8 protein-coding genes and 1 pseudogene are annotated in these 16,069 nt (G+C 62.2%); 5 read left to right on the top strand and 4 right to left on the bottom strand.

Annotated features, from left to right (window positions below):
• Positions 1-176: 176 nt before the first annotated feature.
• Positions 177-635 (top strand): annotated as a pseudogene (locus BFP96_RS25030) (sensor histidine kinase); the annotation flags it as partial.
• A gap of 57 nt (positions 636-692) precedes the next feature.
• Here the strand turns inward: BFP96_RS25030 and BFP96_RS25025 are convergent.
• The 3 genes from BFP96_RS25025 to BFP96_RS25020 form a co-directional block, all read right to left on the bottom strand.
• The gene (locus BFP96_RS25025) at positions 693-998 is read right to left on the bottom strand and encodes a HigA family addiction module antitoxin (RefSeq protein WP_065898223.1); all 306 of its coding nucleotides are present in this window, start codon (positions 996-998) and stop codon (positions 693-695) included.
• An 8-nt stretch (positions 999-1,006) separates the two neighbouring features.
• Positions 1,007-1,285: a type II toxin-antitoxin system RelE/ParE family toxin gene (locus tag BFP96_RS29700; RefSeq protein WP_083216686.1), complete on the bottom strand. Its 279-nt coding sequence runs from the start codon at positions 1,283-1,285 to the stop codon at positions 1,007-1,009.
• Positions 1,286-1,456: 171 nt separating this feature from the next.
• Complete coding sequence (locus BFP96_RS25020; RefSeq protein WP_065937217.1) at positions 1,457-1,936, bottom strand: hypothetical protein; 480 nt, start codon at positions 1,934-1,936, stop codon at positions 1,457-1,459.
• A gap of 179 nt (positions 1,937-2,115) precedes the next feature.
• On the opposite strand from BFP96_RS25020, the gene BFP96_RS25015 reads away from it, so the two are divergent.
• Complete coding sequence (locus BFP96_RS25015; protein ID WP_065898225.1) at positions 2,116-3,735, top strand: FMN-binding glutamate synthase family protein; 1,620 nt, start codon at positions 2,116-2,118, stop codon at positions 3,733-3,735.
• A gap of 173 nt (positions 3,736-3,908) precedes the next feature.
• A complete protein-coding gene (locus BFP96_RS25010; protein WP_065937216.1) occupies positions 3,909-5,039 on the top strand; it encodes an OpgC family protein in 1,131 nt (376 codons plus the stop codon).
• A gap of 833 nt (positions 5,040-5,872) precedes the next feature.
• On the opposite strand, the gene BFP96_RS25005 is transcribed toward BFP96_RS25010, so the two are convergent.
• Positions 5,873-7,285: an amino acid permease gene (locus tag BFP96_RS25005; protein WP_065898227.1), complete on the bottom strand. Its 1,413-nt coding sequence runs from the start codon at positions 7,283-7,285 to the stop codon at positions 5,873-5,875.
• A 414-nt stretch (positions 7,286-7,699) separates the two neighbouring features.
• On the opposite strand from BFP96_RS25005, the gene BFP96_RS25000 reads away from it, so the two are divergent.
• Both BFP96_RS25000 and BFP96_RS24995 read left to right on the top strand, forming a co-directional pair.
• Positions 7,700-10,789: a transglycosylase domain-containing protein gene (locus tag BFP96_RS25000; RefSeq protein ID WP_065937215.1), complete on the top strand. Its 3,090-nt coding sequence runs from the start codon at positions 7,700-7,702 to the stop codon at positions 10,787-10,789.
• A gap of 157 nt (positions 10,790-10,946) precedes the next feature.
• Positions 10,947-16,037, top strand: a complete 5,091-nt coding sequence (locus BFP96_RS24995; protein ID WP_065937250.1) for a dermonecrotic toxin domain-containing protein — start codon at positions 10,947-10,949, stop codon at positions 16,035-16,037.
• The last annotated feature ends 32 nt before the right edge of the window (positions 16,038-16,069 follow it).

The raw sequence follows: 16,069 nt of genomic DNA, 5'->3' as shown, positions 1-16,069 counted from the left end.
GGCCTGTCCAGGCCGAGCGCGCGAAAGCGTTGTTGATTTGACGCCAACTCACCGTCGATATCAAGCGAGCTCGGCTATGCTGTCAGGGCAAGTCGCCAGCATGGGCGAAGGTGGGCAGCACGCTACCGACGCCAATCACCAGGCCCCGGGCCACAAGGAGTGCTCGCTTGAGCAACACGTGGCAGTTCGCCAATCTGCAACACGGCATCGATTCGACGCTGAACATCGTCGCCAGCGAACTCAAGTACAAGGCCGATGTGATCAAGCACTACACGCCACTGCCGGACATCGAATGCCTGGCCTCGCAGCTCAACCAGGTGGTGATGAACCTGGTGATCAACGCCGCCCAGGCCATGGGGCCGGAGCGCGGCACCATCACCATCAGCAACGGCGTGGACGGCGACACGGTCTGGCTGCAAGTGACGGACAACGGCTGCGGCATTGCCGCCGACACCGTACAGAAGATTTTCGACCCGTTCTTCACCACCAAGCCGGTGGGCGAAGGCACCGGGCTGGGGCTGTCACTGTCCTACGGCATCGTCAAGAAACACCGGGGGAATATCTCGGTCAGCAGTGAGCTGGGCAAGGGAACGACGTTTCGTGTGGTGCTGCCGATCCGGCAGACGGCGGCGTAGGGCACGCCGCCAAAAAACCGGACTGCTCACCGGTCTTGAATTGACACGGCTATCGCATCATGCGCAATGCGCAACTTTCTCGACTTCCTTGCAGATCTGAGCGCCCTTGGCAATTTCCGTAGTACGCAAATCATAGGCGGTCTGCAAGTTCAGCCAGAACTGCGCGGATGTTTCCAGTGCAGCCGCCAAACGCAACGCGACATCTGCGCTGATACTGCGACGCATCAATACGATGTCATTCACCGTGGGCGCGGATACGTGCAGCGCCCTCGCGAGCGCTGCCGCAGTCAGGCCCAGCGGCTCCAAGTATTCTTCCTTGAGAATTTCTCCAGGATGTACGGGACGCATGCCATTCTTAAACATGATTCACCTCAGTGGTAATCCACAATTTCAACGTTTTCCGGACCATGAGGCCCCCAAACGAAACAGACCCGGAACTGACCATTGATTCGGATACTGTGCTGCCCTTCTCTGTCACCATACAACTGTTCCAACCTGTTTCCTGGCGGTGACCGCAAATCGGCGAGGTCAACTGCAGCATCAAGCATGCTCAACTTTCGTTCCGCCACAGAAACGATGGCAGACCAACGCCGGGTTCGGCCGGTTTCAAAAAGGGTTCGTGTGTCAGCGCATTTGAAGCTTCTTATGATCGCTTAATGCTTAACGTTATTCGTTAATGACTGACTTTACATGGCTTTCTTGAATATTCAACTGACACGGATATACGGCGACGAGCGGTATGGAAAAACAGTCAAAAACAGCCGCTTTGGGAACCAGAGCGGCCTGTGAGGAGCGTCCCGCAGTGGCCGATAAAACCGTTGTCACGACTTTCCGGCGCGCAACGCGGTAGCCAGGCCCACGGCATCCGACACCTCGTGCAAGCCGGTTTTGACGGAGCCCGGCGTGGCCTCGTTCTTTCTCACCGCGTCGAAGTAGCCTTTGGCGACGGCCTTGTAGTCCCCAGTGGCCGCGCCGACCAGCGCCTGGTCAAAGCCATCTGTACAGGTCTTGTTGAACCCGGCCAGTGCGCCACTGACAGCGCTCTCGCCATTGGACTTGGCCTTTGCAATGCCCAGCAACACGTTACTCATACCAGGGATAAACCACAGGTTCTTGCCGGCCTCGGCGGCGAACCGCTGAAGCTTTCCCGGTTGAGTGCCGTCGCGGTTGACGTGGGAAGCCTCGTGCCGAGCGGGCCCGATCCGCTGCCCGGGCTGGGCGACAGGCTGTTCACGGCCGCCTGCGGGGGGCAGGCCTTGATTGATAATGGAATGGCCGGAAACAGCAGACGAGATCGGCATGAGCGATGACTCCAGAGGCAGGGGAAAGCGGGCGTCCTGCACCGATAGTGGCTACCTTTCAGCCAACGGTTCCATGGCGTGCGCCTGCCGCGACAGGGCCTTCAATCCTTGTCGCGTGTTTGGATACGGGCGCAGAATGCCGGATCGACCTGAAGAGTCCGAACCAAGGAAAAAACCGTATGAGCCTGTCGTTACTAAGCCGTTACGCGTTCTTTGCCGCATGCGTCATATTCACTCTGGGCAGCCTGCCCTTTATCCAACACGAATGGCTGTGGCCCGTCACGCTGGTCACCGGGCTCCTCAGCCTGATCGGCATTTTCGACCTGCTGCAAAGTCCCCACGCCGTGCGCCGCAACTACCCGATCCTGGGCAACATTCGTTATCTGGTGGAAGCCATCCGCCCGGAAATTCGCCAGTACCTGCTCGAATCCGACAGCGATGCCCTGCCCTTTTCCCGAGCACAGCGCTCGCTGGTGTATTCGCGCGCCAAGAACGAAACCGCCGACAAACCTTTCGGCACCTTGATCGATGTGTATCAGGCGGGCTTCGAGTTCATCGGCCACTCCATGCGGCCCGCACCGTTGAGCGACCCCAGCGCCTTTCGCGTGATGGTCGGTGGCCCGCAGTGCACACAGCCGTACTCGGCGTCGGTGTTCAATATTTCGGCGATGAGCTTCGGCTCGCTCAGTGCCAATGCGATCCGGGCGCTGAACCAGGGCGCCAAACTGGGCAATTTCGCCCATGACACCGGCGAAGGCAGCATCAGCCCCTACCACCGCGAAAACGGCGGCGACCTGACGTGGGAACTGGGCAGCGGCTACTTCGGCTGTCGCACCAGCGACGGCCGTTTCGACCCGCAACGCTTCGCCGTGCAAGCGCAGGACCCGCAAGTACGCATGATCGAAATCAAGATGAGTCAGGGCGCCAAGCCCGGTCATGGCGGGATTTTGCCCAAGCACAAAGTCACCCGGGAAATCGCCGACACCCGCGGCATCCTGATGGGCGAAGACTGTATTTCACCGTCGCGCCACAGTGCATTTTCCACGCCAATCGAGCTGATGCACTTCATCGCCCAACTGCGTGAGCTGTCCGGCGGCAAACCGGTGGGTTTCAAGTTCTGCCTGGGCCACCCGTGGGAATTCATGGGCATTGCCAAGGCCATGCTCGAAACCGGCATCCTGCCGGACTTTATCGTGGTCGACGGCAAGGAAGGCGGTACCGGCGCCGCACCCGTGGAGTTCACCGACCACATTGGCGTGCCGCTGCGCGAGGGCCTGCTGTTCGTGCACAACACGCTGGTGGGGCTGAACCTGCGCGACAAGATCAAGCTCGGCGCCAGCGGCAAGATCGTCAGTGCCTTCGACATTGCCAGTGTGCTGGCCATCGGCGCCGACTGGGCCAATTCGGCGCGCGGCTTCATGTTCGCCATCGGCTGCATCCAGTCGCAGTCCTGTCACACCAACAAATGCCCGACCGGCGTGGCGACCCAAGACCCGCTGCGCCAACGAGCGCTGGTGGTGCCGGACAAGGCCCAGCGGGTATTCAACTTCCACCGCAACACCCTCCATGCCCTGGCGGAAATGCTCGCCGCCGCCGGGCTTGATCATCCGTCGCAGCTGTCGGCCAAGCACTTGGTGCGCCGCATGTCGGCAACCGAGATCAAATTGTTCTCGCAGTTGCATGTGTTCCTCAAGCCGGGCGAGTTGCTCACCGGCGAGGTGAACGGCGAGTTCTATTCGCGGATGTGGCAGATGGCGCGGGCGGACAGCTTTGAGCCGCATGAGGTGGCCGCTGCCTGATTCCTCCAGTAAATGCCTGCCCGGACGCCGGGCAGGCCGTCGAGACATTCGGTAATACCCAGCCTTTGCAATTGCCTACAAATACCGCCAACCTGCGCCCGCCCGACGCGCGCATACGAAAACGCCCGCGCTCGCTAATCTACATTCAACAACTTGTTCAAGAGCCCGCAGCCATGCTGAACGGACGCGACCCGCGCATCGATTTTTTTCGGGGCCTGGCGTTGATCTTCATATTCTGGGATCACGTGCCCCACAACCCCTTGGCCAATGTCACCGTGCAGAACTTCGGGTTCAGTGACGCCGCCGAAATCTTCGTCTTCCTGGCCGGCTACGCGGCGGTGCTGGCGTACGGCAAGATCCTGCAGCGCGATGGCTACTTCATTGCCTGCCTGAAAATCCTGCGCCGGGTGTGGACGCTCTACGTGGTGCATATTTTTCTGCTGGCGCTGTTGATGGGCATCGTGATTTTCGCCAACAGCCATATCGAAACCCGTGACCTGGTGCAGGAGATGGGCCTGGAGTATTTCCTCAACAATACCCAGCAGGCCCTGGTCGATGAGTTGCTGCTGCGCTTCAAACCCAACCTGACCGACCCGTTGCCGCTGTATATCGTGCTGATTCTCAGCCTGCCCCTCACGCTGCCCTTGCTGTTGCGTGTGCCGAGGGTGGCGGTGGGCATTTCTGTGACGGTCTACCTGCTGGCGCCCTGGCAGGGCTGGAACCTGCCGGCCAGCAACGGCGGGGTGTGGTATTTCAACCCGATCACCTGGCAATGCCTGTTTATCCTTGGCGGCGCAGCGGCCCTGCGTGCGGCGCACCCGGCTGAACAGCGCCCGCTGCTGCGTCAACCGTTGTTCATCGCGGCGGCGGCTTATGTGGTGACGGCGTGCGTGATCACCCTGTCGTGGCGCTGGCCCGACGTGCACGATGCGTGGATGCCGCGCCTGATCGGCGAATGGCTGTACCCCATCAGCAAGACCGACCTGTCCCCCGTGCGCTTGCTGCACTTCCTGGCGCTGGCCTATGTCACCGCGAAATTGCTCCCCGGTGTCGGCTGGACGCAACAGTGGCTGGCACGGCAACTGGCGCGAATGGGGCGCTACTCCCTGGAAGTATTTTGCCTGGGCGTGGTCCTGGCGCCGTTGGCGGACATGGTCAACGCGCTGACCGGCGATACCTTCACCATGCAGGTATTCACCGCGCTGGTGGGGGCCGCCGTGATGAACTTGTTTGCCGCGTGGCTGGAGTTCAATCGGCAACTGGACCAGCGCAGGGCCGCTGCGCTCCAGCCGCCGGCGGTCTAGCACAACGCTGTAGCCTCAACCGTAACCACGATGCGAAGCGAGCCGCTCTTGCTCTTGCTCTTGATCTGCTTTTGATCTTGATCTCAGGCGCCCCGTTAAACCACGCTGGCCGAACGCAGGCTTGAATCCGTGGGCAACCCGGCAGGACGCCGGGTTAGCCGCACTGGGCCATGGATGGCCCATTGCGGCGGCCCACGGATTCAAGCCTGCGTTCGGGCACACCGAGCCTAGGCGAGGTGCCGAGTGGTGGGGCAAGAGCCCTTTGGTTACTTTGGGGCTTTTCCAAAGTGACCCGCCGTCAGGGCGGAACCCTAAGTGGCCGTTACCGCAGAAACGGATATGTACGCGATCTGATCCAACATCCTGATCGGCTCAGAGGCCGTCATCGGGGGCAAGCCCCCTCCCACATTTGGACCGGGATCGACACCAACATCCTGGTCGGCTCTGAGGTCGCCATCGGGAGCAAGCCCCCTCCCACATTTGAGCCAGGATCGACACAAAATCCTGGTCGGCTCTGAGGCCGCCATCGGGAGCAAGCCCCCTCCCACAGTTGGGCCAGGATCGACCCAAAATCCTGGTCGGTCCTGAGGCCGCCATCGGGGGCAAGCCCCCTCCCACAGTTGGGCCAGGATCGACCCAAAATCCTGGTCGGATCTGAGGCCGCCATCGGGGGCAAGCCCCTCCTACATTTGGACCGGGGTCGGCCCAACATCCTGGTCGGTCCTGAGGCCGCCATCGGGGGCAAGCCCCCTCCCACAGGGGATCTGCGTTAACTGATCGGCATCAGGGCAAGCCTGCTCCCCTATTTCCCGGCTCCGGTTCAGCCTAAGGGTTCAGGCTGCGGAGCGCGCCGCCGCATTGGTCGGCTGCAACTTGAACACGTAATACAGCACCGTCAACAGCACCAGAAACGCAGGCCCCACATACAACGCCACCCGTGTGTCCGGGAAGTACGCCATCAAGCCCACCACCAACAGCAAAAACGCCAGCGCCAGGTAGGAACTGACCGGGTACAGCCACATGCGGTACTGCAGACCGGCACGCTCGGCAGGGCTCAGGCCCTTACGGAATTTGAGCTGCGCCAGCAGGATCATCAGCCAGGTCCAGATCGCGCCGAAGGTGGCGATGGAGGTCACCCAGACAAACACCTGGTCGGGCACCAGGTAGTTGAGCAGCACGCCCAACAGCAAGGCGAAAATCGACAGCAGCAACGCCTTGCGTGGCACGCCATTGCTGGATGTGGTGCCGAACGCGGCCGGGGCCTGGCCATTCTGCGCAAGGCTGTAGAGCATGCGCCCGGTACTGAAGATGCCGCCGTTGCAGGATGACAACGCGGCGGTAATCACCACGAAGTTGATGATACCCGCGGCGGTCTTGATGCCCAGGCGTTCAAAGGTCATCACGAACGGGCTGCCCTGGGTGCCGATTTCATTCCACGGGTAGATCGACAGGATCACGAACAGCGCGCCCACGTAGAACAGCAGGATGCGCCAGAACACCGAACCGATGGCGCTGGGGATGGTTTTCTGCGGGTTGCGCGCTTCACCGGCGGTAAGGCCGATCATCTCCACGCCCAGGTAGGCGAACATCACCATCTGCAACGACATCAAGACGCCCTGTACGCCGTTGGGCATGAAGCCGCCATGGGCCCACAGGTTGGAAATGCCCAGCGCCACGCCGTCATTGCCGAAGCCGAAGGCAATAATGCCGACGCCGCCGATCACCATGGCAATGATGGTGACGATCTTGATCAATGCGAACCAGAACTCGAACTCACCGAACGCCTTGACCGCGATCAGGTTGATGGTGCCCATGCTGATCAGCGCCGCCAGGGCCCAGATCCAGCGCGGTGTGTCGGGGAACCAGACGCCCATGTACACCGCCACGGCAGTGATTTCCGCGACGCAGGTCACCAGCCACAGGAACCAATAGTTCCACCCGGTGAGAAAGCCCGCCAATGGGCCCAGATAATCCTGGGCATAACGGCTGAACGAACCGGCCACAGGATTGTGCACGGCCATTTCGCCGAGGGCGCGCATGATCACCAGAATGGCCAGGCCACCGATGACGTACGAGAGCATGATCGCCGGGCCGGCCATTTCGATGGCCTTGGCCGAGCCGAGAAACAGGCCGACGCCGATGCAGGCGCCGAGCGCCATCAGGCGAATATGCCGTTCACCGAGTTCGCGTTTGAGCGGGCCGCCTTGAACGGTCTCGCCAGGGGGCAGGGGTTTGCCGACAGGCATAGGGATACAACCTCATTTTGTTATTGGATTTGACCACCGAGCGTCGGCGTATCTGCAGGTAGGCAAATACACCGCCTTGACCGGGCCTGCCTCGTGGGCAAACCCGCCTGGCATGTGTCAGCGGCCAGGTCAGCGGGCATGCAGTATAAAAAGCGCGCGCCAGGGTATTTCACTCTATAAACAGGCAAATTTGGCGATATGCCCCGAGAAAAAGCGCTTGGACGGAGCAAGCACCAAGCGTCTGGAACGGCCTTCTGCGCGCAAAACGGCGCAGAGTATTGCATAACGGGCCGGGATCCAGACACCTCGGACAAACCCGTGGCATGCGGGCCATCGACAAACTTCGTAGATCAGACAATTCGCGTCTACGCTTCAGACAAGTCCGATCAATCTGTAGGAATGGATCAATCGACTATGGGCGCACTGTGGCAGACCGACCCGCATCAGGCTGAAGCCGACAGCCCGTCACCCGCCCCATTGCCGAAAAAATCCAGACCGCCTCGGCCATGGCGTCGACTGTTCTGGCTGATCCTGCTGCTGGCGCTGGCCGCCCTGGGGTTCGCCGCGTTACGCGAGATGCACAGCGCCCGCTGGCAGGCGCGCATGCTCAGCCAATGGGCGTCACACTTGACCTATCGCGTGGAGCCCGGTGCCAGCGATGCCATCGTGTATCCCGGTGCCGGGCCGTTCGATCGGCGCCTGGGCTACAGCGCCCTGGGCGAATTCCTGCCGCGCTTGCTCAAGCGCAACTACGTGATCCAGTCTCAGGCGCGTTTCTCCACGGCATTGATGAACTACAGCGGTCACGGCCTGTTTATCCCCTATGCAGAAAAAATCCAGGCCGGGCTGAACATCACCGATTGCCGTGCCGCGCCGTTGTACCAATTCAACTACCCGACGCAGCTTTACGCGCAGTTCAGCGATGTGCCGCCGTTGATGGTGCGCAGCCTGTTGTTCATCGAAAACCGGGCGCTGCTCGACCCCGAACCGGCCCAGGCCAACCCGGCGGTGGACTGGCCGCGTTTTGCCAAGGCCGCCTGGTCGCAGGTGGCGCGCCAGTTGCACCTGCCGGGGCAGACGGCAGGGGGCAGCACCCTGGCGACGCAGTTGGAAAAGTACCGTCATTCACCGGACGGCCTGACCCTGTCGAGCAGCGAAAAACTGCGTCAGATGCTGTCGGCCAGCGTGCGCGCCTATCAACACGGTACCGACACGCTGCCGGCCCGGCAAAATATAGTGCGCGACTACCTCAACAGCGTGCCGCTGTCGGCAGTGCCGGGCCACGGTGAAGTGCACGGCATGGCCGAGGGGTTGCGGGTGTGGTACGGCGCAGACTTCGCCCAGGTCAACCAGGCCCTGGCCGACACCGCGAACACCCCGGCCGGTCTGGCGTCACGGGGTCTGGCGTTGCGCCAAGTGCTGTCGCTGATGATCGCCCAGCGCCGTCCTTCGCATTACCTGAGCAAGGGCCGCGACGAGCTCGCGCAATTGACCGACAGTCACCTGCGGCTGCTGGCGCAGGAGGGGCTGCTGGAACCTGGTTTATTGAAAGCGGCGCTGGCCAGCCAGGCCAGCTATCGCGACTGGCAGCAGCAACCGACCACGCAGAAAATCGAGGCCAACAAAGGCATCGGCATGGCCCGCAGCCGCCTGGGCGCACTGCTCGATCGCCCGCTCTACGACCTTGATCGCCTGGACCTGTCAGCCACCAGCACGCTGCAGGGCGATTTGCAGGAACAGGTCACCGCCTACCTCAAGCAACTGGCGGACCCCGCCTACGCCCAACAGATCGGGCTGTTAGGCGAGCGTCTGCTCACCCCTGCCAGCACGCCGCAGGTGCGCTACAGCTTCACCTTGTTCGAGCGCACTACCGACAGCGCCCGCGTGCGCGTGCAGACCGACAATACCGACCAACCGTTCGACATCAACGAGGGCAGCAAGCTGGAATTGGGCTCCACCGCCAAGCTGCGAGTGCTGACCACCTACCTGCAAATCATCGCCGAGCTGCATGAGCGCTATGTCAACGTCGCGCCCGCGGCCTTGAGAAAAGTCCAGATCGCCGAACAAGACCGCCTCAGTCGCTGGGCCGTGGACTACCTGCTGCAAAATCCCGGCAAACCCCTGGCGCAGATGCTCGACGCCGCCCTTGACCGCACCTATTCCGCCAGCCCCGGCGAACGCTTTTTCACCGGCGGCGGCCTGCACCGCTTCCACAACTTTCGCAACGAAGACAACGGCCGCAACCCGACCCTGCGCGACGCCCTGCGTGAGTCGATCAACCTGCCGTTTATTCGCCTGATGCGCGATCTGGTGCGCTACACCACCTACACCGGCGCCGACAACAGCGCGCAACTGCTCAAGGACGACAACGAGCCCCGTCGCCAGGAATACCTGGCGCAATTTGCCGACCGTGAAGGCACCACGTTCCTGCTCAAGTTCTGGAAGAAATACCAGAAGAAAGACACCCAGGCGCGCCTGGAAACCTTTCTCGACAGCCTGCATCCCACGGCGATCCGCCTGGCTGCGGTGCACCGTTATCTGCTGCCCGAGGCCAGCCGTGACAGCTTCAACAGTTTCGTACGCGCCCGCCTGGCCGGCACCAAGGCCCAGCAGACGCTGACCGACAAGCGTCTCGACGCGCTCTACGACAGCTACGGCCCCGGCGCCTACGACCTGCCCGACCAGGGCTATATCGCCAAAGTGCACCCGTTGGACCTGTGGTTGCTGGGCTACCTGATCAACCACCCGCAGGCGACGTTCAGCGAAATCGTCAAGGCCAGCCAGTTCGAGCGCCAGGAGGTCTACAGTTGGCTGTTCAAGAGCCGTCACCAGAGTGCGCGCGACAGCCGTATCCGCACCATGCTGGAGATCGAAGCGTTCCTGGAGATCCATCAGCGCTGGAAGGCCGTGGGTTATCCCTTCGATCATCTGGTGCCGTCCCTGGCGACCGCCATCGGCAGCTCCGGCGACCGCCCCGCCGCCCTGGCCGAGTTGATGGGCATCATCCTCAACGACGGCGTGCGCCTGCCTGTATTGCGCATCGACAGCCTGCACTTTGCCGCCGGTACACCGTATGACACGCGCGTGATCAACGACCCCGGCCGGGCGCGACGAGTGATGCCCTCTGAAGTGGCGACCGCCTTGCGCGGCGCGTTATCCCAGGTGGTGGACGCCGGCACCGCAAAACGCGTCGCCGGCAGTTTCAAACAGGCCGACGGCACACCGCTGCCCATGGGCGGCAAGACCGGCACCGGCGATAACCGCATCGAAGCCATCGGTTCGGGCGGGCGCATCCTCAGTTCCAAGGCGATCAACCGTACCGCCACGTTTGTGTTCTACATCGGCGAACGCCATTTCGGCACGCTCACCGCATTCGTACCGGGCAGCTCGGCGCAGGGGTTCAAGTTCACCTCGGCGTTGCCGGTGCAAGTGCTCAAAGGCATGGCACCGATAGTGATGCCTTATCTGCAAGGCGAAAGCCGGAGCGCATGCCTGCCTCAATGACGCCCTGCCAGGGCGGTAACCGGCTGTTGATTACTCTTGATTAATTGATCCGAAGCGCCGGTTTGCCAGGGCCTTGCCTTGATTTTTCAAACTTATTTTCAAGCATTCGGCTGAATAGACTCGAACGTCTTTTAAAGGACTATTCAGGTTGAAAGAAATGCCCATTTTGCTCGCCCCTGCAACGCCGGACAGTTTTCAGGGCCGCCACATCGAACACCTCAGGAACGCCCTGCCCGACTGGCTGACAGGCACCAGCCCGGCGCGCATCAGCGCGCTTGAAAGCGCAGCGTTGCCCACTGCGCAACCTTATCCACATGCCACCCCCCAGGCTCATCTGCCCCTCAGGCAAGCCATCGCCGAGCATTGGCGTGCGCAAAACACTCTGGACAAACGCCTGGGGGATATCAACGACCTCTACACCTTCGCCGAGCCGTTGCTCAAAGCGGCATTGTTCACTGACTACGGCGACATCGACGTCAAAAACACCTTTGTGCGCCTCTATACCGACGCCGTCCTGGCCTGGTGGACTGTCAACGTCAAAAAAGGCGTACAGAGCAAAACCCTGTCATTACTGGACGCTGCCCTGGGTAATTTTTCCGCTACCGACCGTTTTGTCGACTTCGCCTTTCTCAGCGCGCAAGACCCGCGCGGGCAACAGGACATCCTGCACTTCCCCCATCGCCGCACGGGCGTGCGCCTTGGCGCAGAGACCTTCAAGAACATCTGCCGAAACCTCGACATCGGCGCTCGTTACCAGGCCCGTCTCAGGCAGCGGCTGGGGTTCGACAACCCGCCCGTTGCGGTCGTGGTGCGCGATGAGGCTATCACCACCCACAAGGCCGCCCTCAACAGCGCCGCCCATCTGGCGCAACTCAAAGGCGACCTGCGCGCCGATGCATTGACGGCCGTGCAGGGCTTGATCGAACAACGCGCCGACGTGAGGCTCGATGGCCTGCCGATCAACAGTTACAACCTGAGCCTGCTGGACTGCCAACTGACCGGCATCCTGCTGTTCATGGCACAACCGGCCAATGGCCGGGTCATTGCCTATGTACCGGGAGACCCTGAACACCCCGTCAAGGAATACCCCGACCCCACTGCATTCGTCCGAGAACTGACCCGCCAGTTGAAGGGCGGCCCCGCGCAAACCACTGGCACCTACCCGCGTTTTTTCAGCCAGTTCGTGCCTCATCAACTGCGCGGCCGGTTTTTCGCGCAGCTCAGCGCGCGACTGAGCGCAGAGGCCGACCGGCCCAACCTGCAATTTCGCCTGCAAAACATCACCGAGGATTATCAAAACCGCGCGGACGACCCGGGCACCGATAATCTGTGGCGTTACCTCTACCGTGTCCACCTGAACAAGGTCGTCAATGACGCCAGGGACATGGCGGTGTCCACCGCCTACGTCGACCACCTGGCCCGGTGGGCCTGGTGGGATAACTTGCAGCAGGCGCTGTCGGACCTGCTCAATGCCGGCCTGTTGCTGATCACACCCTTTGTGCCCCTGTTGGGAGAACTGATGCTGGCCTACACCGCCTATCAAGTGCTCGATGAGGTGTTCGAAGGCATTGTCGACTGGTCCCAGGGCCAGCGCACGGAGGCTGCGCAGCACCTGCTCGGGGTGGCGCAGAACCTGATCCAGGCGGCGCTCTTTGCCGGCGCAGGAAAACTCGGTGAAATCCTCCCACTCGCGCCTTCCTCCTTTGTCGACGGCCTGCACCCGGTGCGAATGCCCAATGGTGGAGTCAAATTATGGAACCCTGACCTGCACCCCTACGCGCGACAGGAGCATGGCCTGCCTGCCGACGCGCTGCCGTCGCCGTCGGGCCTGCATGAGCATCAAGGCAAGCACCTGCTGGCACTGCACGGCGAACACTATGAGGTGCTCCCCGACGCGGATACCGGCGAGCATCGGATCAGCCACCCGACACGCGCGGATGCCTATCGCCCGCAGGTATTTTTCAACGGCGACGGCGCGGTATTGCACGAAGGGGAGCAGCCGCAGACCTGGGACAGCACCACCCTCATGCGTCGCCTCGGGCATCGGGTCGAAGGGTTCACCGATCGGCAACTGGCACAGATGCGCCAGGCCAGCGGCACCGAAGAGGCCGCGCTGCGCGCCATGCACCTGTACCATGAGCCCATGCCGCCACTGTTGGCGGGCGCCCTCAGGCGCTTTGAAGCGCAGGCTTATCCGGCCATCGCCAGCGAAAAAATTCGCAGCGGCCGGCCGCTGGCGTCGGACCCTTCATCAGACTGGTTCATACAGACGGTCACCGAGCTGGACGGCTGGCCCGCTGATAAAGCCATCGAAGTGTTCCTCAACCCTGACTTGTCCGGACGCAGCATCAAGGTGGGCAACCCGCACGCTGCGTCGGCAGATACCTTGCCCCTCAGTTTCGCGCAAATGATGTCAGGTCAACTGCCCGAACATGTCCTGGGTTTTCTCGATGAAGCGGCGACCCGCCAACTGCTGGGCGGCGACATCGCCCAAGCGCAACGGGTGCAGCACCTGCGCGATCAACTGGCCGATCACGTGTTGCGCTGGCGCCGGGATTTCGCCGATAACGTGTACCGCCAGGTATGGGAAATGACCGACGACCCGGAGCACTTGCTGTTGCGCCACGCCTTTCCCCACCTGGATATGGCCCTGCAGACGCGCCTGCTCGGCACCGCCAGCGGCCAGGAACACCTCACCATGGCCGCGCAACGCCTGCCCTTGCGCCTGCATAACCAGGCCCGTGAACTGGATGTGGCCGCGCAATCGGTGCAGGCCTTCGAAGGGTTTTATGCCGCGCCGCCCTTACCGGTCGCCACCGAGCGGATGGCCCTGAACACCCTCAAGGTGCACAGCGACAGCTTTGCCGACCTGCGCATTCAAGTCCGCGAACAGACGCCCACCGGGTCCTTGCGTTGTGAGGCCGGCCCTGTCGAAGCGACAACTCGGCGGACGCTGGTGCCAAGCGCGCGTGGCTATGACCTGTTCGATGAAGCCGGCATGCGGCTGTCCTCCCACTCAGACCTGTATGAGGCGATCCTTGGCGCATTGCCCGCCGATAAAGCCCTGGCGCTGGGCTACCACCCCGGCCAGGGCGCGCCCTTCAAACAATGGCTGATGGACCGGCTGGCATCACTGGCCGAACGGCGCGCGGTGCTGGCCGAGCCACCGACCTACCGCCGGGCCGACCGGCAAACCGTGCAACTGCTGGGCGGCGCCGGTGTAGGCCGCTGCGCCGAGCCCCCCGCCGAGACCTCCGCTGACCATGCCCGGCAAACCTTGCAACTGCTGTTTCCCACACTCAATCAACAGCGCATGGAACTGTTTATCGACAGCGTTCCGCCTCGACAAATGCGCGGTCTGCTCAATGAGCTGACCGAAGAAAAACAACGCTTGCACGTCGAGCTGCACGCCTGGAAAGCCAGCCCGACCCAGCATGCCCGAGGCAGTCGGGAGGATCGTGCGGAACGGGCCAGGAGAACGCACCTGGGCGTTGCCGTCGAACGCTGCTGGGGCGACCGATTTGCAGAACACACCGATGCCTACGGCCATGTTCAAAGCGGTGCCCGCCTGGATCTGCACGACTGGACGTTGCCGTCGCCACTGCCTCGGCTGACGGCCAACTTCGAACATACGACCGCCCTGAACCTGAGCAACACCGAATTTGGCCCGCCGCACAGTGACTTCCTCAGGCACTTCCCCACCCTGCGCAGCCTGGACCTGCACGCCAACAGACTCATCGATGTTCCGCCGGCGCTGGCGCACATGCGCTGGCTTAAAGACCTCGACTTGAGCAGCAATGACCTGACGCTCAGCCCCGACGATGTACGTACCCTGAGAAAAGTCCGCCGCCTGGAACACCTCGACCTGAGCAACAACCCGCTGGTGCTCACACCCGATATCAGCCTGATGCCTAACCTGCGCCACTTGGGCTTGAGCCGCACGGCAATCACCCAGTGGCCGGGCGGACTGTTTGCTCACCCTCGCGCCGACGATTTTGTGCTCGATCTGCGCGCCAACCCCATCGACACGCTACCGGATGCCACCGCCGGTACACCCAACGCCCGGGTGATTGCCCGCACGCGCCTGGATCGAAACGCCCTGACGGCCCAGGCGCTTACCCACTACGAACACTACCGGACCGCCGCTGGACTGGACCCCAACCGCACCTATGAACCCATAGGCAACAGCGGCCCCTGGCTGCTGGAGGCTGACGCGCAAACCCGCCCCATCGCCGAGCAGGTGTGGAATGCGGTCGAACGGGAAAACGGCTCCCAGGGCTTTTTCGAAGTGATCCGCTACCTTGAGCCTCCCGAGTTTGTTGAACAGGCCGAGGACCGCCTGCGCTATGAAGACAATCGCCGGGCCATGACGCAAAGGCTCTGGCGGCTGGTACGCGCCGCCCATGAAGACACCCCGTTGCGCGAACGCCTGTTCAAAATGTCCGGTTTCCCTGGCCTGTGCGCCGACGCGGGCGCGCAGATTTTCAATGAGATGGGGATCGAGGTCATGGCCAGCGAAGCCTTGCGTTACTCACAAGACGCCGCCGAATGCGAAGACAAACTCGTCACCCTGGCCAAGGGCGGCGCCCGCCTCAAGCTGTTGGGCAAGGTTGTGGGCGAAGACATTGCCCTACGCGTAAGACCGGTGGCCGAAGGCGGGCTGGGCCAACGGTTCAGGTCCGACATGCGCGATGGCGTGCCCGGAGAGGTCGACGAAGTGGACGTGCACCTTGCCTACCAGACCGACCTGGCGACCAGGCTGGATTTGCCCTGGATATCCAACCACATGCTGTACCGCACAACGGCCAACGTCAGCGAGGAGCAGATCAACCAGGCCTACACCCGGGTGCTGGCGCTGGGCGAAGGCGACGGGCTCGTCAATCAAATGTTGCTGGAGCCCTATTGGGAACAGTACCTGCGCGACAGCCACGATCAGGCCTACCGCGACAATGAACAGCTGTACTCCACACGCTTCCTGCAACTCGATGACTTGCAGACCGCGCAGGCACAGTGGGCGCGATCTGACACCCTGACATCGGCACAAAAAGCCGTCCTGCGCGACACATTGCGCACTCTGGGCGAAGCGCTCCAACTCCCGGACAGTGTGGTATTTGCCGACGCGCCCATGTCCGATGACGTGTACAACGGGCTGCTCAACGATCTGGGATACAAGGAAAAGGAATGCTTACGCCAACTGACACGTCAGGCCCTCGCCCGTGACACGGGGCGCCGCAACCGCGCGTCGTGAGTGGGTACAACGCGGGCCTGGCCGCTTGAACC

Origin of the sequence: Pseudomonas sp. 34 E 7 (genome assembly GCF_900005715.1) — a bacterium.
In the GTDB taxonomy this organism is placed as follows: domain Bacteria; phylum Pseudomonadota; class Gammaproteobacteria; order Pseudomonadales; family Pseudomonadaceae; genus Aquipseudomonas; species Aquipseudomonas orientalis_A.
The sequence above is the reverse complement of the archived record's forward strand: the minus strand, read 5'-3'. Positions and strand labels throughout refer to the sequence as shown.

What these genes read in the sequence shown, in the direction of transcription:
- BFP96_RS25010 (WP_065937216.1), top strand. Translation starts at nt 3,909, where the DNA reads ATGCTGAACGGACGCGACCCGCGCATCGATTTTTTTCGGGGCCTGGCG.
- BFP96_RS25020 (WP_065937217.1), bottom strand. Translation starts at nt 1,936, where the DNA reads ATGCCGATCTCGTCTGCTGTTTCCGGCCATTCCATTATCAATCAAGGC.
- BFP96_RS25000 (WP_065937215.1), top strand. Translation starts at nt 7,700, where the DNA reads ATGGGCGCACTGTGGCAGACCGACCCGCATCAGGCTGAAGCCGACAGC.
- BFP96_RS25015 (WP_065898225.1), top strand. Translation starts at nt 2,116, where the DNA reads ATGAGCCTGTCGTTACTAAGCCGTTACGCGTTCTTTGCCGCATGCGTC.
- BFP96_RS24995 (WP_065937250.1), top strand. Translation starts at nt 10,947, where the DNA reads ATGCCCATTTTGCTCGCCCCTGCAACGCCGGACAGTTTTCAGGGCCGC.
- BFP96_RS25005 (WP_065898227.1), bottom strand. Translation starts at nt 7,285, where the DNA reads ATGCCTGTCGGCAAACCCCTGCCCCCTGGCGAGACCGTTCAAGGCGGC.
- BFP96_RS25025 (WP_065898223.1), bottom strand. Translation starts at nt 998, where the DNA reads ATGTTTAAGAATGGCATGCGTCCCGTACATCCTGGAGAAATTCTCAAG.